The following is a 22,961-nucleotide window of genomic DNA, read 5'->3' as shown; positions in this document are numbered from 1 at the left end:
TTCCTCGTGCCGAAGTCACGGATCCGCAAGAAGGACGACTTCACGCCGCCGCCGGCGAAGCAGACCAGTTCGATCAAGCTGAACTCCGGGCGGGGCTGGGTGGCGCCGCTGATGCTGGCGATGTTCATGATCGGACTGGCCTGGATCGTGTGCTTCTACGTGACCGAGGGCGACCTGCCGATCAAGGCGATGGGAAACTGGAACATCGTCGCCGGCTTCGGCTTCATCGCGGTGGGGTTCGGCGTCTCCACACAGTGGAAGTAGCCCCGCTCCGCCACTGAAGCGGCGTGGCCCGGCCTTGCAGCGGCGCGCCCCGACTCCAGGAGGGCGGGCTCACCCTCGCGTTGAACGCAAGCTGTGCCCAAGACCATCCACACGGTTATCCACAGCCGGGGAAAACTTCAGAAGATCTGTGGATAACCCCTGTGGGGTTGACGCCGGTCACACCGGGGGCGGAGATCGCCGAGCCCCAGGGACCTGCGGTTGTACTGGGGAAACGTCCCTGCAGTGGTCCCCCTTGCCGGGCTTGCCGGGATTCTGCACGGTGCGCACAGAGGCCGACACAAGCTGTGGACAAGTGAACGGTCGGTCACTCCCCCCGCAGTGCGCTGTGGGTATGTCGGTACCCCTGTGAGGGGTACGGGTCAGCCGTTTCCGGTGGGAAAACAAGCCGAGGTTGCTGAGGGAAGCAAGCCGAGATTGCTGGGGGGAGACAGCCGAGGTTGCTGGGGGAAGTGCGCCGCGGCCCGCCCGCGAGCAGCCTCGGCGTCAGCCCGTCAGCTGTAGCCCGTCAGCTGTGCCGTACGGATGCAGACCACCGCGATGATCACCAGAAGCGCCGCGACGCAGGCGCCGGCCTGGACGACGGTCCGGCGCTCGCGCGGGGCGTGCACCATCGCGTACGCCACCGCGGCGCCCACCACCAGGCCGCCCACGTGGGCCTGCCAGGCGATGTCCGGCCACAGGAACGTGATGGCGAGGTTGATGCCGAGCAGGATCAGCACCGGCTTCATGTCGTAGTTCAGCCGGCGCAGCAGCACCGCCGTGGCGCCCAGCAGCCCGAAGATCGCGCCGGACGCACCCAGCGACGGCTGGTTCACCGCGGCGAGCAGGTACGACAGAGCGCTGCCGCCCAGTCCGGCGAGGAAGTACAGCGCGAGGAACCTGACCCGGCCGAGCGCCGCCTCCAGCGGCGGCCCCAGCCACCACAGCGACATCATGTTGAACACGATGTGCATGGGCTGCTGGTGCAGGAACATCGCGGTGAGCAGGCGGTACCACTCGCCCTGCACGACCCCGTACGGGCTCGACAGCATGGACTCGCGGGCCCCGCCGATCAGCTCCAGTGCCTGGACGAAGGGGTCGCCGAGCCGGAGGCCGACGAGGAAGATCGCGACATTGATCCCGATGAGGATCTTGGTGAGCAGCTTCGGATCGGCGGTCAGGGCGCCGCCGGCGACCGTGCGCGGCCGGTTCGCGCCCGGCGCGTGGCCCGTGCCGCTGTTGCCTCGTACGCACTCCGGGCAGTGGAAGCCGACGGCGGCGCTGACCATGCAGTCCGGGCAGATCGGCCGGTCACAGCGGGTGCAGGTGATGCCGGTGGTCCGGTCGGGGTGCCGGTAGCAGCCGAGTGAATCGTTTCGCCCTTCCGGCGAACCGTTTCCGCTCTGGGCGTCCCGCGGTTCCTGCGGATTGCCTGGCGCCTGCTCCATCGCTACCCCTCGTCCTCTGTGGCCCGCGGCACCGACACGCTGCGCGCCCCGCCTGGTCTACGACCGGGCGGGGCGTCATGGTTCCACGCCGCCCGCGGCCGAGCGCGGGCAGGGTGACCGGCCGGTGCCGGCGCGTCCGTGCCGGGGCCCCGGCCGGGACCGCAGCCGACCTGTTCGCTCAGCGGGGCACGGCGCCGGTCTGCACGGCGATGCTGCCGTTCAGCGGGTCTCGACGACGACCTGCTCGATGACGACGTCGTTCACCGGGCGGTCGGTGCGGGGGTTCGTCTGGGTGGTGGCGATGGCGTCCACGACCTTCTTGCTCTCCGCGTTGGAGACCTCACCGAAGATGGTGTGCTTGCCGGTCAGCCACGCGGTCGGGGCCACGGTGATGAAGAACTGCGAGCCGTTGGTGCCCGGGCCGGCATTGGCCATGGCCAGCAGGTACGGCTTGTTGAACGACAGGTCCGGGTGGAACTCGTCGGCGAACTCGTAGCCCGGTCCACCGGTGCCGTTGCCCAGCGGGTCGCCGCCCTGCAGCATGAAGCCGCTGATCACCCGGTGGAAGACGGTGCCGTCGTACAGCTTGTCCGTGGACTTCTGGCCGGTCGCCGGGTTGGTCCACTCCCGCTCGCCCTTGGCGAGCTCGACGAAGTTCTTGACCGTCTTCGGGGCGTGGTTCGGCAGAAGCCGAAGTTCGATGTCCCCCTGGTTGGTCTTCAGGGTGGCGTAGAGCTGCTCAGCCACGATCTACCTTCCATAAGTCTGCGCTGACGGTTCCCGATCCTCGCACGAACGGCCGCGCCCGTCCCCCGAGCGCCACCTGACGTCCGGTCTTCGCACTGATTTCCCCTCCCCGACGTTTCCCGCGACCGTCAGCGGGGACCCGTACATTCCGGTCGGGAAGCGGTCATCCACCGTTCCCGACCGGACGGCAGGAAACGCAGACAGGGGGCGAGAAACCGCCGAATCGCGATACCGCGGCCGGAAGCCGTCTAATCGGCGCACGCCGCGCCGAACCGTGGCATTGTCATCACAAGGCGTCCGAAGTCCGCATTGACCCGGATGCCCGTCAGCACATGCCGTACGTCCGCTCCGCAGGAATGATCTGCAAGCGGGCGGAGAGGCGAGACACAGACGTGGGCAAGCGCCCCCGAGCCCGGACACGCCACCGATGAGGAGGATCCCGTGACCCGCAAGGACAGCGTGCGCGCCGCGACCGGCACGGCCAAGGAGAGCGTGCGGCACGCCGCGGAGGTGGTGGCTCCGTATGCCGGCACGGCCAAGGACACCGCCGTGCACCTCACGCACGAGGCGCGTACGAAACTGGCCCCGAAGGTGACCGAGGCCGCGCAGCAGGCCCGTCACCAGTACGACGCACGGCTGCAGCCTCGCCTGGAGCACGCGCGCGGCGCGCTGCCCCCGAAGGTGGACGCCGCCGCGACCAAGGCCGCGATCCGTACCCGCAAGGCCGCCCGGCAGGCCACCGACTACACCGCTCCGCGCGTGGAGAAGGCCGTGCGCAGCGCGCGTGCGGCGGCCGAGCCCGCCCGCGAGGAGGCCATGCTGCGCGGGTCCGCCGCGCTGGCGGCGCTGCGCGGGAATGTCACCGCCGCCGAGATCGAGAAGCTCGCCAAGAAGCACCGCCGCCGGGCCCGTACGGGCAAGGCCCTCAAGCGGGTCACCCTGCTCGGCATCCTCGCCGGCGGCGCCTACGCCGCGTGGAAGTGGTGGGACAAGCAGGCCAACCCCGACTGGCTGGTCGAACCGCCGGCCGCGACCGAGGTCGGCGAGCGCACCCCGCTGAGCGCCGTGGACGGCAGCCCCGGCGCGGTCCTGGACCCGGAGGTGCAGGCGAAGCAGGCGGAATCCGAGGCGGACGAACGCCACGGGCAGCCGTAAGGCGGCCCCGGCCGCGGTCCGGCCCTCGCAGCACAACACCCTCCGAACGCGTTTCCGCAGTTCGGAGGGTGTTTTCCGTGGAGCCTAGGGGAGTCGAACCCCTGACATCTGCCATGCAAAGACAGCGCTCTACCAACTGAGCTAAGGCCCCGTCGGGCACCAGAGTACCCGGTACCCGACCGCTTTCCCGACCGGGTATCGCTCCGGGCCGTCGCTCTCCGTAGGATGCTTCGCGAGATTCGCGGCAGCGAAGCGAAGGGGAGACGCCATGGACGCAGCACAGCAGGAAGCCACCGCGCGCGCTCGGGAGCTGCAGCGCAGTTGGTACGGAGAGCCGCTGGGGGCGCTCTTCCGTCGTCTCATCGACGATCTCGGCCTCAATCAGGCCCGCCTTGCCGCCGTGCTCGGACTCTCGGCCCCCATGCTGTCGCAGCTGATGAGCGGCCAGCGCGCGAAGATCGGCAACCCGGCGGTGGTCCAGCGTGTCCAGGCGCTCCAGGAGCTGTCGAGCCAGGTCGCCGACGGCAGCGTCAGTGCGGCGGAGGCCACCGAGCGGATGGACGAGATCAAGAAGACCGCGGGCGGGTCCGTCCTGAACAACACCACGCAGACGTCCACCACGGGCGCCACCACCGTGCGTCGTGTCGTGCGGGAGATCCAGTCGCTGCTGCGCTCGGTCGCGGCGGCCGGCGACATCATCGACGCCGCTGACTCCCTCGCCGCCAGCCACCCCGAACTGGCAGAGTTCCTGCGGGTCTACGGGGCGGGGCGGACCGCGGACGCGGTGGCCCATTACGAAGCGCACCAGAACTGATCACGCATGCTGTGAGGGAGCGGACGCGGCGCCATGGGTGAGGTCTTCGCCGGCAGGTACGAGCTGATCGACCCGATCGGGCGGGGCGGGGTGGGCGCCGTGTGGCGCGCCTGGGACCAGCGGCGCCGCCGGTACGTCGCGGCCAAGGTGTTGCAGCAGAGCGACGCGCACACGCTGCTGCGCTTCGTACGGGAGCAGGCGCTGCGCATCGATCATCCGCATGTGCTCGCGCCGGCCAGCTGGGCCGCCGACGACGACAAGGTCCTGTTCACGATGGACCTGGTCAACGGCGGTTCGCTGGCGCACCTGGTGGGCGACTACGGGCCGCTGCCGGCGCGCTATGCGTGCCTGCTGCTGGATCAGGTGCTCTCGGGGCTGGCCGCGGTGCACGAAGAGGGCGTGGTCCACCGGGACATCAAGCCGGCCAACATCCTGCTGGAGGCCACCGGTACCGGGCGGCCGCACGTGCGCGTCTCCGACTTCGGCATCTCGATGCGCAAGGGGGAGCCGCGGCTCACCGACACCAACTACGTGGTCGGGACGCCCGGTTACTTCGCGCCGGAGCAACTGCTGGGTGCCGAACCGGATTTCCCCGCCGACCTCTTCGCGGTCGGGTTGCTCGGCCTGTTCCTGCTGACCGGCAACAAGCCGGACGCCCAGGCGCTGGTCGAGCTCTTCATGCAGCACGGGGTGCCCGGGGCGCCCGAGGACGTCCCCGAGCCGCTGTGGCAGGTGCTGGCCGGGCTGCTGCATCCGGATCCCGACGCGCGTTTCCGGACGGCGAACGGGGCCCGCAAAGCGCTCCTGTCGGCCGTCGAGCTGCTGCCCGAGGAGACGATCGAGGACGAGATCGTCGAGGTCTTCGACCACATCGGGCCGCTGCCCTCCGGGTACGGGCCCGACGGTCCGGAAGGCGGTGCACGAGGAGGCGACCTGCGCGGGCCTTCGATGTCGGCGACCGGCAGCTTCTCGTTGGCGCCGCCCCTCCCGCAGGGGCCGCCCACGCCGTCGCCCTCGGCGCCCCTTGCGGAGCACGGCCGGGATCCGTCCCCCTCCGGCGCCGGCTTCCCGGTGGCGGGCCCGGACGCGTCCCCTTCGGGGCCCGGGTTCCCCGCCGTATCGGGACCCGCTCGGCCGCTGCCCGGTACACCGCCGCCCGCGCCTCCGATGCGGCAGTACGAGCCGACCGCACCGGTGGGGGGAGGCCTGCCGCTCACCCGGCCGTACACGAGGGACCAGCCGCGCGTGCCCGGCCAGGCCCCGGCGCCCGGTACGGAGGGTGCGAAGCCCGTGCGCTCCGGGCCGCCCGCGAAGATCGCCGTGCCGGTACTGGTCGTCGCGCTGCTGTGCATCGCGGTGGGCGTCTGGGCGCTGACCGCCGGCTGACGCCCGCACGGCCGCAGACGCCCGCAGAAGGCCACAGAAGCCCGCTGACGGGCCTGTGCGACGTCCGGAGCTCACCGGCCCCGCGGCGGCTGCCCGAACCCCTGCCAGGCCTCCTGAGACCCGTTCCGACCGTCGTACAGCTGCTGTCCGGGCAACGGGGCTCCCTGGCCGCCCGGCGCGTCCCCAGCCGTCCCCGTGACCGCCGTAGCGCCCGCCGCGGCCTTGCGCCGGGCCGTCACCGTCCACACGCCGAGCCCGGCGAGCAGCACCGCGCCGACGCCGAGGCCGGTGAACCCGACCGCCTGCAGGTGTCCGTGGCGCTCCGCCTCGGACGCCGTACGGCCCGTCGCGGCCATCTCACGGTCCTCGGACGTGACGGAGAAGTCCGCCGCGGGCCGCGCGTACTTCGGGGCGGGCTCCGCCGCTCCCTCGACGTCCACCCGCAGGGTGAGGCCCGCGCTCTTCTTGAAGAACTTCGCGGCATCCGGGTTGAGCGAGACCTCCAGGTAGTACCAGCCCGCCACGCTCGTCGCGCGGACGGCCGCGTCGTCGCTGGACCGGTTCCCGTAGTGCACCGGCGCCGTGTACAGCCGCGACTGCTGCTGCCTGCCCTCGTACGCGACGAAGTCCTCGTCGCTCACCACGCCGCGCGCCGGGTTGTACGCGGTCAGGCCGAACGCGTCCGGGGTGAACGTCGAGACGCCCACGCCCGGTTGCTTCGGGGCGCTGGACAGCTCGGCGCTCACGTTCAGCCGCTGTCCCCAGTCCACCGGGACCCGGTAGAAGCGGGTCTCGCCGGGCCGAATGCGGTCGGCCCACTGCCCTTTGCCCACCGAGACGGCGTCGTTGAAGCCGGTGCCCCCCGTGACGGACTTCTTCTCGCCCCCCGTGGGCGCGGCGGGCGTGGCGCTGCTCCAGCTGCCCTTCCCGGGCTTTCCGGGGGCCGGGCCGCTCAGGTGCGGCTCGGCCATGTAGCGCAGTTCCAGGGGCCACTTGTCGGGTCCCGAGGTGGCGTCGCCGGAGCGCTTCACCACCACGTAGTACCGGCCGGCCTGCCGGCAGTCCGAGACGTCGCCGCCGACCCGGCGGGTGGCGTACGCGGCGAGGGGGTAGGCCGTCCTGCCGCCCCGGTACCGCACGTCGCCGTCCGTGCCGCAGGTCGTGCCGGTGTCGTCCTGCAGGGACACGGTCAGCCCGTCGGTGTAGTCCTCGACCTTGCTGCCGGGCGCGGGGGTGGCCACGGCGGAGACGTACGCGGTGGTCTTGGCGTCCAGCGTGAGGGCGTAGCGCTTCTCCTCGCCGCGCCCGAGGGAGTCGGTGTACGTGCCGGGGTGCATGTCCGGCGCGTTCGCCGTGCTCGCCGCGCCCTTGACGGGCTCGGCGTCCTGCGCCGGCACATACGTGGGCAGCCCGGTGTCCGCCGTGGCCACCCCCGGTAGCAGCGTCAGGGCGCCGAATGCCATCGGGCCGGCCAGCCCCCGCCTGATCGTGCGTCGCCTCACCACGCGCCTGCCCCTCCCGAGCCCGTTCCGGTCCTGCGCTGGTTGCCCCGCCCCCTGAGGTACAGCACCGCGAGGCCGGCGAGGAGCAGCACCCCCACGCCGATGCCGACGACGGCGATCACCGGACGCGTCCCGCCACCGCCGTCGGCCGTGCCGCTGTCCGCGGCGGCAGGATGCTTCACCACGGCCGCGTGCGCCTGGGGGCCGCTCTCCGCCTCACCGAGCACAGCCACCCTGAGGACCACCCCGATCCGCGGATTGTCCGCGATCTCCGCGGCCTTGGCACCGAGGGTGACGGCGAGGTAGAAGTCGCCGGCGCGGTGCACGGGGACGACGTTGGGGTCGCTCTCGTAGCGGTTGGTCCAGCTGACCGGGACGGTTCCCATGCGCAGCGAGGCCTGCCGCCCGTTGTAGGGGGTCTGCGGGGTGAACTCGCCGGTCCCGCCGCCGACGGGCTGCCGGGCCGGCGTGTAGACCTGGGTGGCGCCGTACGAGGTCTGCGCGCTGTGGCCCCGCACGGTGGGCTCGTTGGCGAACTCCACGTCGTAGCGGAGCTGCTGCCCCCAGCCGACCGGCACCTTGTACCAGAGCGTCTGCGAGGGCAGGACCTTGTCGCGCCAGACGCCTTCGCCGATCTTCGTGGCGTCGTTGAAGCCGGTGCCGCCGGTGACGTCCTTCGGGGCGCCGGACGGCACGACGGCGTCCTTGCCGCCGGCGCCGTACTCGGGCTCGGACTGTGCGGGGGTGACGCCCTTCTTGAGGGGCCGTTCGCTGCGGTACGTCAGCTCCAGGGGCCAGCGGGCGGCGTCGGAGCCGTCGGCCGTCTCGCGTTCGACGACGAACCAGTAGCGGCCGGCCTTGTCGCAGCTGCCGTTGCCGTCCTCCGACGGGATCCGGCTGACGCCCGAAGTCAGCGGCGTGGCGCCTTCGTTCTGACCGAACACCTCGGTGCTGGACTCACAGGCGCTGTCGACGCCGTACGCCAGCTGGGTGCGCAGCACGGTGGTGGTGTCGACCGCGGCGCCCGGGTGCGGGACGGCGGTGGCGGAGAAGTCGGCGGTGGAGCTGTAGTCCAGGCGCACCTGGTAGAAGCGCTTCTCGCCGGGGCCGATGGTGTCCCGGTACTGGCCCGGCGCAATGGCGGGTGCGGCGGAGCGTGCGGGCGTACCGCGCACCTGCTTCCCCCGGAAGTGGTAGCTGTCGGCGGAGAGCGTCCCCGCGCGCTGCATCTGACGGGCGAGGGACTTGGCGTCCGGGGCGTCGTAGTAGCGGCCGTTGCCCGCCTGCGCGACGCACTCCAGCTGCTGCCTGGCCTTGCCGCGCACCTGGAAGCCGATGGTGTCGATCCGCAGGTCGACACCCGACCTGCCGAGCTCTTCGGCGACCTCGCAGGGCGGCGGCGACTGGCAGGTGTCCTCGCCGTCGGAGATGAGCACGATGGTGCGGCGGCCGGCGCTGCCCTGCGGCAGGTCGGCGGCGGCCTTCTTGAGCGAGAGGCCGATCGGGGTGTCGCCCTTGGGTTCGACCTTCGCCACGGCCTTCTTCAGGCCGGCCCGGTCCAACGGCCGTACCGGTTGGGCGAGCCGGGTGTCGTCGCAGCCGCGGTTCTTGTCCGCGCCGTAGACGCGCAGCCCGGTGGGGAACCCGTCGGGCAGGGAGTCCGCGAGGGTGGCGACCGCCGTGCGGGCCGCGGCGATTCGGGTGTGCCCGGAGCCGTCCGGCTGCGCCATCGAACCGGAGGAGTCCAGCACCATCACCATCCCGGCGCTGGTGAAGGACGGTTCAGCGGACGCCTGCGGCACGGTCAGGAGCGTGAGGAGCAGCCCCCCGATCAGCGTGGCCGCCGTTCTCCGGCGTCGTCGTGCCATGTCGCACTTCCCCCTCCGCTCACGACCCACATTTGCCATCGCAACCTAGTAGTGTGCTTTAGCAAATTCAACCCATGGGGTGTCACAGTCCCGCAACGGCGCCGGACAGACGAAACCCCGGCCACCCGCCGAGCGGGGACCGGGGTTTCGTACGTACGGAACTGGGGCTCACACGCCCGAACCCGCGGACACGGAGTCGGTCGCCTCCGTCCACAGATCCTGCTCGGCGCGATCCGCCTGGATCTGGCGGTACACGAGGAGCCCGCCGATGGCGGCCAGTGCGACCAGGAGAAGCTTCTTCACCGCGCGACCTCGTCTTTCGTTGACGTAGGGGACCTTCGGGGGCCGATGATACACACCGGTCGATATCAATCGGTGACCTAGCCCGAACCGACCCCGGAGAAGCACAAACGGACCGGCCCGGGCGGAGAACTCTCCGTCCGGGCCGATCCTTGCCGGTGGGGCTAACAGGACTTGAACCTGTGGCCTCTTCCTTATCAGGGAAGCGCTCTAACCGTCTGAGCTATAGCCCCTGGCTTGTTGCCGCCTCGCTGGCTGCACCGAAAGATTAGCGCACTTCAGAGCCATGACCCAAATCGATGACCGGGCCGGCCGCGAAAGACCCTCCGCGGCGGCCCGCATCAGGTCATTCGTCCTCCGCCAGGGTCAGCTCCACGCCGCCCACGAAGCCTGCCGAGAGGTTGTAGATGAAGGCGCCGAGCGTGGCCAGCGCCGTCGCCAGCACCACGTCGATCGCCGCGATGACACCGGTGAACAGCAGCACCCGAGGCAGCGACAGGAACGTCTCCAGGTCGAAGCCCGAGCCGCCGTCCGAGCTGGTGGCCTCGCTGATCGTGGAGCCGACCGTGGAGAAGACGCCCATCGCGTCCATCACCATCCACAGCACCGACACCGCCACCAGCGTGCACAGCCCCAGCGCGATGGAGAGCAGGAAGCTGACCTTCATCACCGACCAGGGATCGGCACGGGACACGCGCAGCCTCGCCTTGCGCGTGCGCGGGGTCGTACGGACGCCCGGCCGGGGCACCCGCAGCCCCGGCTTGCCGCCGGCGGGGTACGCGGACGGCGGGACGTACGGCTGGCCCTCGCTGCCCTGCGGGCGGGGCTCGGGCTGCGGCTGTGCCTCCGGCTGCGGCTGCCTGGTGTCGGTCACGGTTCCCCCCTCGACGGAGGCCTCCTTGCGGGGGCCGTCGCCAGTATCGGAGCCACGGGCGCCGCCCGTCACGGTCGCGGGCCCGGAAGAAGGCTTCCCGCCCCCGTCCGATCCGCCCGCCTGCGCACCCGTGGCTCCACTCACGACCTACTCCTCGCGCTACTCCGCCGCGGGCTCCTCGCCCTCGGCCGCCGGGGCCTGGACCTGCGCCGCCTCATCGGCCGACTCGTCGTCCACCGGACCGCCGTCGACCTCTTCGGCCTCGCGGCCGGCTTCGGCGTTCCGAGCGATACCGACGACGGCATCGCGCTTGCCCAGGTTGATCAGTTGGACGCCCATGGTGTCACGGCCCGTCTCCCTGACCTCGTCGACCCGCGTGCGGATCACCCCACCGCCGAGGGTGATGGCGAGGATCTCGTCGCTCGCCTCGACCACCAGCGCGCCGACCAGCTCTCCTCGATCCTCCACGATCTTCGCGGCCTTGATACCGAGGCCGCCGCGACCCTGGACGCGGTACTCGTCGACGTTGGTGCGCTTGGCGTAGCCGCCGTCGGTGGCGGTGAAGACGTAGGTGTTCGCCCGCACCACGTTCATCGACAGGAGCTCGTCGCCCTCGCGGAAGCTCATGCCCTTCACGCCAGAGGTGGCACGGCCCATCGGGCGCAGCGCCTCGTCCGTCGCGGTGAACCGGATCGACTGCGCCTTCTTGGAGATCAGCAGCAGGTCGTCCTCGCCGGAGACCATCTGGGCGCCGATCAGCTCGTCGTCCGAGCCGTCCTCCTGCTCGCGGAGGTTGATGGCGATGACACCGCCGGAGCGCGGCGAGTCGTAGTCCTTCAGCGGGGTCTTCTTCACCAGTCCGGCCTTGGTCGCGAGGACCAGATACGGCGCGGCCTCGTAGTCGCGGATCGCCATGACCTGGGCGATCTGCTCGTCCGGCTGGAAGGCGAGGAGGTTCGCGACGTGCTGGCCGCGCGCGTCCCGGCCCGCGTCGGGCAGCTCGTACGCCTTGGCGCGGTAGACCCGGCCCTTGTTCGTGAAGAACAGCAGCCAGTGGTGGGTGGTGGACACGAAGAAGTGGTCGACGATGTCGTCTTCCTTGAGCTTCGTGCCGCGGACGCCCTTGCCGCCGCGCTTCTGCGAGCGGTAGTCGTCGGTCTTGGTGCGCTTGACGTAGCCGCCACGGGTGATCGTGACGACGATGTCCTCCTCGGCGATCAGGTCCTCGATGGACATGTCGCCCTCGAAGGGCACCAGCTTGGAACGCCGGTCGTCGCCGTACTTGTCGACGATCGCGGTCAGCTCATCGCTGACGATCTGCCGCTGCTTCTCGGGCGAGGCGAGGATCGCGTTGTACTCGCGGATCTTGGCCAGCAGCTCGTCGTGCTCGGCGGTGATCTTCTGCCGCTCCAGGGCCGCCAGGCGCCGCAGCTGCATCTCCAGGATCGCGTTCGCCTGGATCTCGTCGATGTCCAGCAGGCCCATCAAGCCCTCGCGCGCCACGTCGACCGTGTCGCTGCGCCGGATCAGCGCGATGACCTCGTCGATCGCGTCCAGCGCCTTGAGCAGGCCGCGCAGGATGTGCGCCCGCTCCTCGGCCTTGCGCAGCCGGAACTTCGTACGGCGGACGATGACCTCGATCTGGTGCGTCACCCAGTGCCGGATGAACGCGTCCAGGGACAGCGTGCGCGGCACGCCGTCGACCAGCGCCAGCATGTTGGCGCCGAAGTTCGTCTGCAGGTCGGTGTGCTTGTACAGGTTGTTCAGGACGACCTTGGCGACGGCGTCCCGCTTGAGCACGATGACCAGGCGCTGGCCGGTCCGCGAGGAGGTCTCGTCGCGGACGTCGGCGATGCCGCCGATCTTGCCGTCCTTCACCAGGTCGGCGATCTTCTGCGCGAGGTTGTCGGGGTTGACCTGGTACGGCAGCTCCGTGACCACCAGGCACTGGCGGTTCTGGATCTCCTCGACCTCGACCACCGCGCGCATCGTGATGGAGCCGCGACCGGTGCGGTACGCCTCCTCGATGCCCTTGCGGCCCACGACCAGCGCGCCGGTCGGGAAGTCCGGGCCCTTGATCCGCTCGATCAGGGCTTCCAGCAGCTCCTCGCCGGAGGCCTCCGGGTGCTCCAGGTGCCACTGGGCGCCGGCCGCGACCTCGCGGAGGTTGTGCGGCGGGATGTTGGTGGCCATGCCGACCGCGATGCCGGCCGAGCCGTTGATCAGCAGGTTCGGGAAGCGCGACGGCAGGACCGTCGGCTCCTGGCTGCGGCCGTCGTAGTTGTCCTGGAAGTCGACGGTCTCCTCGTCGATGTCCCGGACCATCTCCATGGACAGCGGCGCCATCTTGCACTCGGTGTACCGCATGGCCGCGGCCGGGTCGTTGCCCGGAGAACCGAAGTTGCCGTTGGAGTCCACCAGCGGCATCCGCATCGACCACGGCTGCGCGAGGCGGACCAGCGCGTCGTAGATCGAGGAGTCGCCGTGCGGGTGGTAGTTACCCATGACGTCACCGACGACACGGGCGCACTTGTAGAAGCCCTTCTCGGGGCGGTAGCCGCCGTCGTACATCGCGTACAGGACGCGGCGGTGCACCGGCTTGAGGCCGTCCCGGACGTCGGGCAGGGCACGCGAGACGATGACGGACATCGCGTAGTCGAGGTAGGAGCGCTGCATCTCCGTCTCGAGCCCGACGGGCTCGACGCGCATGCCCACGCCTTCGATGGCGGCGGGCGCGCCCTCGGCGGTCACGCCGTCCGGGGTCATAGGGGGGTTCTCGTCGGCCATTGCTGTTCAAAGTCCTTTCGAGCTGCGGCTGCGTTACGGGCCGACGGGCTCAGATGTCGAGGAAGCGGACGTCCTTGGCGTTGCGCTGGATGAACGAGCGGCGTGCCTCGACGTCCTCGCCCATGAGCACGGAGAACAGGTCGTCGGCGCGGGCCGCGTCGTCCAGCGAGACCTGGCCGAGCACGCGGTGCTCGGTGTCCATGGTGGTCACGCGCAGCTCTTCGGCGTTCATCTCACCCAGACCCTTGAAGCGCTGGACCGAGTCGTCCTTGATGCGCTTGCCGGCCTGCTTGCCCATCTCGATCAGGGCGTCGCGCTCGCGGTCGGAGTAGGCGTACTCGAAGTCGTCCCGACCCCACTTGATCTTGTACAGCGGCGGGCGGGAGAGGTAGACGTGCCCGGCCTCGACCAGCGGCCGCATGAAGCGGAACAGGAAGGTGAGCAGCAGGGTGTTGATGTGCTGGCCGTCGACGTCGGCGTCCGCCATCAGGATGATCTTGTGATAGCGGAGCTTCTCGATGTCGAAGTCCTCGTGCACGCCCGTGCCGAAGGCCGAGATCAGCGCCTGGACTTCCTGGTTCTGCAGGATCTTGTCGACCCTGGCCTTCTCGACGTTCAGGATCTTGCCGCGGATCGGGAGGATCGCCTGGTACTCGGGGTTACGGCCGGACTTGGCCGAGCCGCCCGCGGAGTCACCCTCGACGATGAAGATCTCGCACTTGGTCGGGTCGTTGGACTGGCAGTCGCTCAGCTTGCCGGGCAGCGACGCCGTCTCCAGCAGGCCCTTGCGGCGGGTGAGGTCGCGGGCCTTGCGGGCCGCAACCCGGGCCGTGGCGGCCTGGATGCCCTTGCGGATGATGTCCGCGGCCTCGTTCGGGTTCCGGTCCAGCCAGTCCGTGAGGTGCTCGTGCACGACCTTCTGCACGAAGGTCTTGGCCTCGGTGTTGCCCAGCTTGGTCTTGGTCTGGCCCTCGAACTGGGGCTCGCCGAGCTTGACGGAGATGATCGCCGTCAGGCCCTCGCGGATGTCCTCACCGGTGAGGTTGTCGTCCTTCTCGCGCAGCAGCTTGCGGTCGCGCGCGTACCGGTTGATCAGGCCGGTCAGCGCGGCGCGGAAGCCCTCTTCGTGAGTGCCGCCCTCGTGGGTGTGGATGGTGTTCGCGAAGCTGTAGACACCCTCGGTGTACTGGGTGTTCCACTGCATCGCGATCTCCACCGAGAGCATCCGCTCCTTGTCCTCGGCCTCGACGTCGATGACCGTGGGGTGGACCGTCTCGCCCTTGCGGGAGTTCAGGTACTTCACGAAGTCGACGAGGCCGCCTTCGTAGTGGTACCGGACGGTCAGTGGCTTACCGTCCTCGTCGACGTGCGCCGCGCGCTCGTCGGTGAGCTGGATGGTCAGGCCCTTGTTGAGGAAGGCCATCTCCTGGAAGCGCCGGGACAGCGTCTCGAAGCTGTACTCGGTCGTCTCGAAGATGTCACCGTCCGCCCAGAACGTCACCGACGTCCCGGTCTCCTCGGTGGCCTCGTTACGGGCCAGCGGCGCGGTCGGCACGCCCAGCTTGTAGTCCTGTGTCCAGCGGTAGCCGTCGGTCTTGACCTCGACGGAGACCCGCTGCGACAGGGCGTTCACCACGGAGACGCCCACGCCGTGCAGACCACCGGAGACCGCGTAACCGCCGCCGCCGAACTTGCCGCCCGCGTGCAGGACGGTGAGCACGACCTCGACGGCCGGCTTCCCCTCCGAGGGGATGATGCCCACCGGGATACCGCGGCCGTTGTCCACCACGCGGACCCCGCCGTCGGACAGGATCGTCACGTCGATGGTGTCGGCGTGGCCGGCCATCGCTTCGTCGACCGAGTTGTCGACGACCTCTTGCACCAGGTGATGCAGGCCGCGCTCGCCGGTGGAGCCGATGTACATACCCGGTCGCTTGCGAACCGCGTCCAGGCCCTCAAGGACAGTGATCGCACTGGCGTCGTACGACTTCTCTTCCGAGGAGCCGCCACTGGCGCCGGCAGAAGAAACCCCCTCTTCGGTAGAAGCCGTGATGTTCTCGTTGAGGTCGCCGGAGTCGGCCACGAAGCGCCCTTTCTGGCACAGGCACGAGCCTCCCCCTGCCGCCGGCGGGGAGGCCCCGTGCCGGTCAGGAGCGGCTGCGTCGTTCGACATGTTCCGCGAGTGGGCGGGATTGCCACCAGTCTACCGGTAGCGCCGACACTCATGGGGGTTTGCGGGCGCCTGAGTCCTCACGTGCCGCCCTGAACTGACATCCACCGACTCCCCATATCTGAGGAGGGCCCCCAGGACGCTCACACCGGCACTCAGCGCTTCGGGCTGTCAACCTCCGACTACGGTGAGCGGAGTCTCTTCCGTCACACTGGAACATCCCGGACATTTCGCCCGTACAGGCACCCTCTCCGGCCCCGGTTTCACGTGAAACAGCGGACTTCGACCCCGGATGTACGGATCAGCCGTACGTGTCCCCCGGACCCTTGCTCCCCGGAGCCCGCAGCGAGCCGTACCGGCGGGGCGGGCCACCCGGCCCGAGCACCTTGATGATCTTCACAGAGCCATGGCCGAGGTCCTCGTTCAGCCGAGCCACCAGGGTCGGCGCCAGCAGCCGCAGCTGCGTCGCCCACGCCGTCGAGTCGCACTGCACCGTCAGCACACGGGCGTCCTCGTCGTACTTCTGCGGCTCGCAGTGCTGCGCCACCTCGGCGCCCACGAGCTGGGGCCAGCGCCCCATCACCCCGCCGACCGCGGCCGGCGTCTCCCAGCCCCGCTCGGTGATCAGACGGTTGATCGCCGCACCCAGCGGCAGCGGGTCACGTCCATCGGCACGCGCCCCGGACCGCAGCCCGCCTCCGCGCCTGGCCTGCTTCTTCTGCTGCGCGGCCGCGCCCCGCGCCCGCGCCTGCTCCTTCGCGGCCACCAGCGCCTGCCGCGCCAGGTCGATGCCGGAAAGCTCCGGCGGCTTGGGCTGATCGGGTCCCGGGGGGTCCTGTGGGCCGGGCTGCTCACTCATCTACGACACCTTCTCCGCGGTGCCCTCGGAGACCGCGAACCGCGTCCCCGCCAGCACGCCCGGCACATCGTCGTCCACCGCCGCCGTCACCAGCACCTGCTCGCCCGGCGCCACCAGCTCCGCCAGCCGCTCCCGCCGGCGGGAGTCCAGCTCGGCGAAGACGTCGTCCAGGACCAGGACCGGCTCGTTGCCCTCGGTTCGGAGCAAGTCGTACGAGGCCAGCCGCAGCGCCAGCGCGTACGACCAGGACTCGCCGTGGCTCGCGTACCCCTTCGCGGGCAGCCGCCCCAGCTTGAGGACCAGGTCGTCGCGGTGCGGGCCGACCAGGGTCACGCCCCGCTCGATCTCGTTCTTGCGGGCCTCGCCCAGCGCTTCCATGAGCAGCCCGTACAGTTCCTCGCGGTTCGACGCCTCGGCGAGCCGTTCGCCCACGGAACCGCGGTACTCCAGGGCGACCGGGCCGCCGCCCGGTGCCAGCTGCTCGTACGCCTTGTCCGCCAGCGGCTGCAGCGTCGCGATCAGGTCCAACCGCTGGGCGAGCAGCTCCGCACCGGCCCGCGCCAGGTGCTGGTCCCACACGTCCAGCGTCGAGAGATCCATCTTCCGGCCGCCGTGCCGCCGTGCCAGGGCCGCGCTCTTGAGCAGGGTGTTGCGCTGCTTCAGCACGCGGTCGTAGTCGGAGCGCACGCCCGCCATCCGCGGGGAGCGCGCCGTGATCAGCTCGTCCAGGAAGCGCCGTCGCTCGCCCGGGTCGCCCTTGACCAGGGCCAGGTCCTCCGGCGCGAACAGGACCGTCCGTACGATGCCCAGCACGTCACGCGGTTTGACTTGCGAGGACCTGTTGATCCTGGCCCGGTTGGCCTTGCCCGGGTTCAGCTCCAGCTCGACCAGCTGCTGCCGGTCTCCTCGCACCACCTGGGCCCGGACGATCGCCCGCTCCGCGCCCATACGGACCAGCGGGGCGTCGGAGGAGACGCGGTGGCTGCCGAGGGTGGCGAGGTAGCCGACCGCCTCGACGAGATTGGTCTTGCCCTGGCCGTTGGGCCCGACGAAGGCCGTGACGCCCGGGTCGAGCGGGACCTCGACCCGGGCGTACGAGCGGAAGTCGGCGAGCGACAGATGCGCGACATGCATGAAGGGCGCCGACCTCCCCCGGCGTGGTACTGCTGCGGGCTTCCGGGACGCCTGCCCCGGAAGCCCGGCCTGCTTACTTCTTGTTCTCGACCGCGTGGCCGCCGAACTGGTTCCGCAGTGCGGCGATCATCTTCATCTGCGGCGAGTCGTCCTGGCGCGAGGCGAACCGCGCGAACAGCGACGCGGTGATCGCCGGCAGCGGCACCGCGTTGTCGATCGCGGCCTCCACCGTCCAGCGGCCCTCACCGGAGTCCGCCGCGAAACCGCGCAGCTTCTCCAGGTGCTCGTCGTCGTCCAGCGCGTTGACCGCCAGGTCCAGCAGCCAGGAGCGGATGACCGTGCCCTCCTGCCAGGAGCGGAAGACCTCGCGCACGTCCGTGACGGAGTCGACCTTCTCCAGCAGCTCCCAGCCCTCGGCGTAGGCCTGCATCATCGCGTACTCGATGCCGTTGTGGACCATCTTCGCGAAGTGGCCCGCGCCGACCTTGCCGGCGTGCACGGAGCCGAAGTCGCCCTCCGGCTTCAGCGCGTCGAAGATCGGCTGGACCTTCGCCACGTCCTCGGCGTCGCCGCCGTACATCAGCGCGTAGCCGTTCTCCAGGCCCCACACGCCACCGGAGACGCCGCAGTCGACGAAACCGATGCCCTTGGCACGCAGCTCCTCGGCGTGCTTCTCGTCGTCCGTCCAGCGGCTGTTGCCGCCGTCCACGACGATGTCGCCCTCGGACAGCAGCTCACCCAGCTCATCGATCGTCGCCTGGGTGGCGGCGCCGGCCGGCACCATGACCCACACGACCCGCGGACCCTGCAGACCGTCCACCAGCTCCTTGAGGCTGGAGACGTCCGCGAGGTCGGGATTGCGGTCGTAACCGATGACCGTGTGGCCGGCGCGGCGGATGCGCTCGCGCATGTTGCCGCCCATCTTGCCGAGACCGACGAGACCGAGCTCCATCAGAGACCCTCTTTGCACATAGTCGTTGCCCTTGTACCTGACCTACATCGAGCCTACGCCCGAAGGCCTGTGCACAGCTGTGGGCTCAGCCGCTCATAAGCCGCAGGTCAGCCGCGTCATCCGGGCGGCCGTACGGAGCCGGTCCGCACGGCCGCCCGAAGTAGCGGGGGCACCGGGCTCAGCCCGACAGGCGCACCGGCATGCTGTGGTCCTGCGAGGAGCGACCCTCGCGCTCCCGACCGGCGCGGCACCCGCGACTCAGCCCGACAGGCGCACCGGCATGATCAGGTACTTGTAGGCGTCGTCGGCCTCGGCGTCGGCGGCGGGCTTGCCGCTCAGCAGCGCGGGCTTGGTCGAGGTCGTGAACGACAGTTGCGCCACCGGCGAGTCGATCGCGGACAGGCCCTCCAGCAGGAAGCCGGGGTTGAAGGCGATCGAGATGTCGTCGCCGTCCAGCTGCGCGTCCACCCGCTCCACAGCCTGTGCATCGTCGCTGGAGCCGGCCTCCAGGATCAGCACGCCCTGCTCGAAGCTGAGCCGCACCGGGGTGTTCCGCTCTGCCACCAGGGCCACACGCTTGACGGCCTCGACGAACGGAGCGGTCTCGATCACCGCGACGGAGTTGAACTCGGTCGGGAAGAGGGTGCGGTACTTCGGCAGGTCGCCTTCGAGGAGACGGGTCGTCGTACGGCGCCCGGCACCCTCGAAACCGATCAGGCCCTCACCGGCGCCGGAGCCGGAGAGCGCCAGGGTGACCGTGTCACCGCTGCTCAGCGACTTGGCGGTGTCCAGCAGCGTCTTGGCGGGGACCAGCGCGACGGCGGAGGCGTCCGGGCTCTCCGGCTTCCACAGGAACTCGCGGACCGCGAAGCGGTAGCGGTCGGTGGAGGCGAGGGTGACGGTGTCGCCCTCGATCTCGATGCGGACACCGGTGAGCACGGGGAGGGTGTCGTCACGGCCGGCCGCGATGGCGACCTGCGCAGCAGCGGAGGCGAAGACCTCACCGGGGACGGTGCCGGTGGCGGTGGGCATCTGGGGCAGCGCCGGGTACTCCTCCACAGGCAGTGTGTGGAGCGTGAAGCGGGAGGAGCCGCAGACCACGGTCACTCGTACACCGTCTGTGGAGATCTCCACCGGACGGTTCGGCAGGGCGCGGCAGATGTCGGCGAGCAGCCGGCCGGAGACGAGGACGGTGCCCTCCTCCTCGGTCTCCGCTTCCACCGAGACCCGCGCCGAGACCTCGTAGTCGAAGCCGGAGAGGCTCAGGGAGCCGTCCTCCGCCTTCAGGAGCAGGCCCGCGAGGACGGGCACCGGCGGACGGGCCGGGAGGCTCTTGGCCGCCCAGGCCACTGCCTCCGCGAGTACATCGCGCTCCACCCGGATCTTCACCGGAAACCGCCTCCTGCTGTTGCTGGCTCTCGCCCTGCTGGCCTTCGTCGTCGGCTGGGTTGCCGGAGACCAGTCTGACGCACGCCACCGACAGCCGGTGCGGCTCGGGGTCAAGTCGGGACGAGAGCTCGGAGAGGCCCGATCCCCAAGTTGTGCACAGCACCCGATTCGAAACGAGTTCCCCGCTAGATATCCGTGGTCGTAGTAGTAGGGGCTGTGGAAACCGTGGACAACTGCTTTTGCGCAGGTCAGAGCCCAAATTTTGTCCACCGGGGACTGTGGGCGCAGCCGTGGACAACCGGCCGATGCTGTGGACCGCCGCCGGTTGTGCACACCCGATGCACAGGGCAGGCCGGTTTCTCCCCAGTGCCATCCCCAGCTTTACCCAGGTTCCCCACAGCCCAACCCGGCACTTTGGTGTGACCGCTTTCACTCGCGCCAGTGAGTGGTGGTGTCGCCTTGCCGAACAGTGGACAGCGATGTGGACGGGGTGTGCACAACGCCGGTTCTCCTGTGGGCGGCCGGTGGACAGTCAGCCGCACACGCTGTGGACGACCGATTCATCCACACCCTGTGGACAAGAGTTGTCCGCAAATCCACACCCCGCTGACCTGCAGTGATCCATCGGTGGGCGGGGAGCTTGTGGACGTCATCGGGATAACTCTCCGGTCCCCAGGGTGTGGAAGAAAGATTCTCGCCCAATCTGTGGAGAGAAGCCGTGTCCTCGTCAGAAATCGAACAGCGGCGGGGAGTTCGGTGGCGGCCGGCGCGTGCGTTCCACAGCGTGGGGACGCTTTCCGAAGGCTCCGGGCCGCGCTGTGAGGCCTCCTGACGGCTCTTCCGACGGTCGTTCTGACGGCCGTTCTGACGGTCTTGTGTGAGCGGCTCGGACTTCGGTGGACAGGTTCAGCGGGTTCCTCGACGAACGGGGCGAGCCGGGCTCTGCGCATGCTGAGGGGCTCTCAACGGCGAAGGGCGCTCCGGGAGTTCGTCCCGGAGCGCCCTGGGCGCGCCTGCGGCCGTCGTCGTGCGCGTCAGCCGTTCTTGATGCGGTTCGTCAGCTCGGTCACCTGGTTGTAGATGGAGCGGCGCTCCGCCATCAGCGCACGGATCTTCCGGTCGGCGTGCATGACGGTGGTGTGGTCGCGACCGCCGAAGTGGCCACCGATCTTCGGTAGCGACAGATCGGTCAGCTCACGGCACAGGTACATCGCGATCTGCCGCGCGGTCACCAGCACCCGGCTGCGCGAGGAGCCGCACAGGTCGTCCACCGAGAGTCCGAAGTAGTCGGCGGTGGCCGCCATGATCGCGGTGGCGGTGATCTCGGGTGCCGCGTCCTCGCCGCCCGGGATCAGGTCCTTCAGCACGATCTCGGTGAGGCCGAGGTCCACGGGCTGCCGGTTCAGCGAGGCGAAGGCCGTGACCCGAATCAGCGCGCCCTCCAGCTCACGGATGTTCCGCGAGATCCGGGAGGCGATGAACTCCAGCACCTCCGGCGGCGCGTTGAGCTGCTCCTGCACCGCCTTCTTACGGAGGATCGCGATACGCGTCTCCAGCTCGGGCGGCTGGACGTCCGTGATCAGACCCCACTCGAAGCGGTTGCGCAGCCGGTCCTCCAGGGTCACCAGCTGTTTGGGCGGCCGGTCACTGGAGAGCACGATCTGCTTGTTCGCGTTGTGCAGGGTGTTGAACGTGTGGAAGAACTCCTCCTGTGTCGACTCCTTGCTCGCCAGGAACTGGATGTCGTCGACCAGCAGGATGTCCATGTCGCGGTAGCGCTTGCGGAACGCGTCCGCCTTGCCGTCGCGGATGGAGTTGATGAACTCGTTGGTGAACTCCTCCGAGCTCACGTATCTGACCCTGGTGCCCGGGTACAGGCTGCGCGCGTAGTGACCGATCGCGTGCAGCAGGTGCGTCTTGCCGAGCCCGGACTCGCCGTAGATGAACAGCGGGTTGTACGCCTTGGCCGGGGCCTCGGCGACGGCGACCGCCGCGGCGTGCGCGAAGCGGTTCGAAGCGCCGATCACGAAGGTGTCGAAGAGGTACTTCGGGTTCAGCCGCGCGGTGGGCTCACCGGGGCCGGTCGCCGGCGCGGGCTGCGCCGCGAGCGGGCCGGGGGCGCCGCTGGGCGCCGGAAGATTGCTGCCGTGGCCGCCCGGGGCCGCGTGCCGGCCGGGGCCGCCGGGCTGGTGGCCGTCGGTGTCGCGGTGCTGCGGGGACTGGTCGTACGGCGAGCGCGGCGCTTCCGAGTGCGGACGGTCGCTGCCCTGCCGGCGGTAATCCTCGCCACTCTGCGAGCGGTAGTCGTCACCCTGGGACCGGTAGTCGTCATTCTGCGACCGATAGTCATCGTTCTGTGACCGGTAGTCGCCGGGAGCGGGGCGTCCGTGCTGCTGGAGGTGGGAGGGCGGCGTGGCGTAGGGGTCGCGCTCGGGAAAGCCGCCGAGCCGCTGCTGCTGCCAGCCGTAGTCGTCGTGTCGCCCGGAGTCGTCGCCAAGGCCCGCGCGTCGGTCGTCCGAGTGCTGCGGCCACGCGCCGGGCGCGGGGCGCGGCTGCGGGTGCTGCTGCTGGTACTCGGGATACGCGGGGCGCACGGAGGGCAGCTCGTCGCTCTGGTGGCCACCGTGTCCACCCTGAGATACGCCCTGGGGACCGTTTTCGTGGGTGCCCTGGTGCCCGTTCTGTCGGCCGTAGCCCTGGCGGCCGTCGTAGCTGTCGTACGCGTCGTGCGAGAGCTGCGGCTGCTGCGAGGGGAGGTGTTGCTGCGGAGGCGCGGGGGGCTGGGGCGCCTCGGAGGTGTCGTCGACGGTGATCGCGATGCGGATCGGGCGGCCGCACTCGTGGCTCAGCGCCTCGCCGATCAGAGGGGCGAGCCGGCCCTCCAGTACGCCCTTCGCGAATTCGTTGGGGACGGCGAGCAGCGCGGTGTCGGCGACCAGGGCGAGCGGCTGGGTCCGCTTGAGCCAGTCCTGGTCCTTGGGCTTGAGGCTGTCGCTCTCCGCCCGGAGCAGGTGGTCGAGTACCCGCGGCCACACTGCGGCAAGATCTGCAGGGACGTCAGCCACAGAGCACGCTCTCTCACAGGTCCCACGAATGTGTGATTCTCAGGACGGGCGGGAAGGAATCGGAGTTCAGCCACGGTAGTCAGCTGACCCGCGCCTGTTCAAGTTGTTGTCCACAGGCTGTGCATAGCGTGTCCTGTCATGGATCCGGTTTGACCGGATGATGTGGCCGCGCGTACCGTGACCAGGTCGAGTTGTCGATGGCTGCTGCCGCCTGCCTCCGATGGGCAAAGATCGCGCCCAGCGATCG

Annotated in this window: 17 protein-coding genes and 2 tRNA genes; 4 read left to right on the top strand and 15 right to left on the bottom strand. The window is 70.0% G+C overall.

Annotated elements, in window-relative coordinates; translation table 11 throughout:
• Positions 1–6 precede the first annotated feature (6 nt).
• The gene (gene crgA, locus IF20_RS18355) at positions 7–264 is read left to right on the top strand and encodes a cell division protein CrgA (protein WP_052866262.1); all 258 of its coding nucleotides are present in this window, start codon (positions 7–9) and stop codon (positions 262–264) included.
• Positions 265–776: 512 nt separating this feature from the next.
• Here crgA and IF20_RS18350 read toward each other — a convergent pair.
• Both IF20_RS18350 and IF20_RS18345 read right to left on the bottom strand, forming a co-directional pair.
• A complete protein-coding gene (locus tag IF20_RS18350) occupies positions 777–1,712 on the bottom strand; it encodes a rhomboid family intramembrane serine protease (RefSeq protein ID WP_052866261.1) in 936 nt (311 codons plus the stop codon).
• 219 nt (positions 1,713–1,931) lie between these two features.
• Positions 1,932–2,459: a peptidylprolyl isomerase gene (locus tag IF20_RS18345; protein WP_052866260.1), complete on the bottom strand. Its 528-nt coding sequence runs from the start codon at positions 2,457–2,459 to the stop codon at positions 1,932–1,934.
• Between the two features lie 441 nt (positions 2,460–2,900).
• Between IF20_RS18345 and IF20_RS18340 the strand changes: the two genes are divergently transcribed.
• The gene (locus IF20_RS18340; RefSeq protein ID WP_052866259.1) at positions 2,901–3,614 is read left to right on the top strand and encodes a DUF5324 family protein; all 714 of its coding nucleotides are present in this window, start codon (positions 2,901–2,903) and stop codon (positions 3,612–3,614) included.
• A gap of 78 nt (positions 3,615–3,692) precedes the next feature.
• Here the strand turns inward: IF20_RS18340 and IF20_RS18335 are convergent.
• Positions 3,693–3,765: transfer RNA gene (locus IF20_RS18335), tRNA-Ala, on the bottom strand.
• 117 nt (positions 3,766–3,882) lie between these two features.
• Here IF20_RS18335 and IF20_RS18330 point away from each other — a divergent pair.
• Positions 3,883–4,428: a helix-turn-helix domain-containing protein gene (locus IF20_RS18330; RefSeq protein WP_052866258.1), complete on the top strand. Its 546-nt coding sequence runs from the start codon at positions 3,883–3,885 to the stop codon at positions 4,426–4,428.
• A 33-nt stretch (positions 4,429–4,461) separates the two neighbouring features.
• On the top strand, positions 4,462–5,814 hold the full coding sequence (locus IF20_RS18325) for a serine/threonine-protein kinase (protein WP_052866257.1): 1,353 nt from the start codon (positions 4,462–4,464) through the stop codon (positions 5,812–5,814).
• 71 nt (positions 5,815–5,885) lie between these two features.
• Here IF20_RS18325 and IF20_RS18320 read toward each other — a convergent pair whose 3' ends face one another.
• From IF20_RS18320 to dnaA, 12 genes are all read right to left on the bottom strand, one after another.
• Positions 5,886–7,319: a hypothetical protein gene (locus IF20_RS18320; RefSeq protein ID WP_052866256.1), complete on the bottom strand. Its 1,434-nt coding sequence runs from the start codon at positions 7,317–7,319 to the stop codon at positions 5,886–5,888.
• Positions 7,313–9,184: a vWA domain-containing protein gene (locus IF20_RS18315; RefSeq protein WP_052866255.1), complete on the bottom strand. Its 1,872-nt coding sequence runs from the start codon at positions 9,182–9,184 to the stop codon at positions 7,313–7,315. The genes IF20_RS18320 and IF20_RS18315 overlap by 7 nt, the downstream gene beginning before the upstream one ends.
• A gap of 168 nt (positions 9,185–9,352) precedes the next feature.
• On the bottom strand, positions 9,353–9,487 hold the full coding sequence (locus IF20_RS40005) for a DLW-39 family protein (RefSeq protein WP_234426710.1): 135 nt from the start codon (positions 9,485–9,487) through the stop codon (positions 9,353–9,355).
• A 156-nt stretch (positions 9,488–9,643) separates the two neighbouring features.
• Positions 9,644–9,717 (bottom strand) — tRNA-Ile (locus IF20_RS18310).
• Between the two features lie 113 nt (positions 9,718–9,830).
• Entirely contained in the window at positions 9,831–10,502 is a 672-nt protein-coding gene (locus tag IF20_RS18305; protein ID WP_110944288.1) for a DUF3566 domain-containing protein, read from the bottom strand.
• A 15-nt stretch (positions 10,503–10,517) separates the two neighbouring features.
• Positions 10,518–13,145, bottom strand: coding sequence for a DNA gyrase subunit A (gene gyrA / locus IF20_RS18300; RefSeq protein ID WP_052866253.1), 2,628 nt, complete (start codon positions 13,143–13,145; stop codon positions 10,518–10,520).
• 49 nt (positions 13,146–13,194) lie between these two features.
• On the bottom strand, positions 13,195–15,228 hold the full coding sequence (gyrB, locus tag IF20_RS18295; protein ID WP_052866252.1) for a DNA topoisomerase (ATP-hydrolyzing) subunit B: 2,034 nt from the start codon (positions 15,226–15,228) through the stop codon (positions 13,195–13,197).
• 388 nt (positions 15,229–15,616) lie between these two features.
• Positions 15,617–16,174 carry a DUF721 domain-containing protein gene (locus IF20_RS18290; RefSeq protein WP_052866251.1) on the bottom strand — a complete coding sequence of 186 codons (558 nt, stop codon included), beginning with the start codon at positions 16,172–16,174 and terminating at the stop codon, positions 15,617–15,619.
• Positions 16,175–17,308, bottom strand: coding sequence for a DNA replication/repair protein RecF (gene recF / locus IF20_RS18285; RefSeq protein ID WP_052866250.1), 1,134 nt, complete (start codon positions 17,306–17,308; stop codon positions 16,175–16,177). It abuts the gene before it with no gap.
• Positions 17,309–17,381: 73 nt separating this feature from the next.
• Positions 17,382–18,260, bottom strand: a complete 879-nt coding sequence (gene gnd / locus IF20_RS18280; RefSeq protein WP_052866249.1) for a phosphogluconate dehydrogenase (NAD(+)-dependent, decarboxylating) — start codon at positions 18,258–18,260, stop codon at positions 17,382–17,384.
• A gap of 258 nt (positions 18,261–18,518) precedes the next feature.
• Positions 18,519–19,649, bottom strand: coding sequence for a DNA polymerase III subunit beta (gene dnaN / locus IF20_RS18275; RefSeq protein ID WP_052866248.1), 1,131 nt, complete (start codon positions 19,647–19,649; stop codon positions 18,519–18,521).
• Between the two features lie 1,034 nt (positions 19,650–20,683).
• Positions 20,684–22,714 carry a chromosomal replication initiator protein DnaA gene (gene dnaA, locus IF20_RS18270; RefSeq protein ID WP_110944287.1) on the bottom strand — a complete coding sequence of 677 codons (2,031 nt, stop codon included), beginning with the start codon at positions 22,712–22,714 and terminating at the stop codon, positions 20,684–20,686.
• Between the last annotated feature and the right edge of the window lie 247 nt (positions 22,715–22,961).

Source organism: Streptomyces niger, assembly GCF_000718305.1.
GTDB classification, from domain to species: Bacteria; Actinomycetota; Actinomycetes; order Streptomycetales; family Streptomycetaceae; genus Streptomyces; species Streptomyces niger.
The sequence above is the reverse complement of the archived record's forward strand: the minus strand, read 5'-3'. Positions and strand labels throughout refer to the sequence as shown.

Bases quoted from the DNA above. Each gene is read 5' to 3' on its own strand.
- IF20_RS18330 (WP_052866258.1), top strand. From the start codon at position 3,883: ATGGACGCAGCACAGCAGGAAGCCACCGCGCGCGCTCGGGAGCTGCAG.
- IF20_RS18350 (WP_052866261.1), bottom strand. From the start codon at position 1,712: ATGGAGCAGGCGCCAGGCAATCCGCAGGAACCGCGGGACGCCCAGAGC.
- IF20_RS18325 (WP_052866257.1), top strand. From the start codon at position 4,462: ATGGGTGAGGTCTTCGCCGGCAGGTACGAGCTGATCGACCCGATCGGG.
- gyrA (WP_052866253.1), bottom strand. From the start codon at position 13,145: ATGGCCGACGAGAACCCCCCTATGACCCCGGACGGCGTGACCGCCGAG.
- IF20_RS18315 (WP_052866255.1), bottom strand. From the start codon at position 9,184: ATGGCACGACGACGCCGGAGAACGGCGGCCACGCTGATCGGGGGGCTG.
- gnd (WP_052866249.1), bottom strand. From the start codon at position 18,260: ATGGAGCTCGGTCTCGTCGGTCTCGGCAAGATGGGCGGCAACATGCGC.
- IF20_RS18290 (WP_052866251.1), bottom strand. From the start codon at position 16,174: ATGAGTGAGCAGCCCGGCCCACAGGACCCCCCGGGACCCGATCAGCCC.
- recF (WP_052866250.1), bottom strand. From the start codon at position 17,308: ATGCATGTCGCGCATCTGTCGCTCGCCGACTTCCGCTCGTACGCCCGG.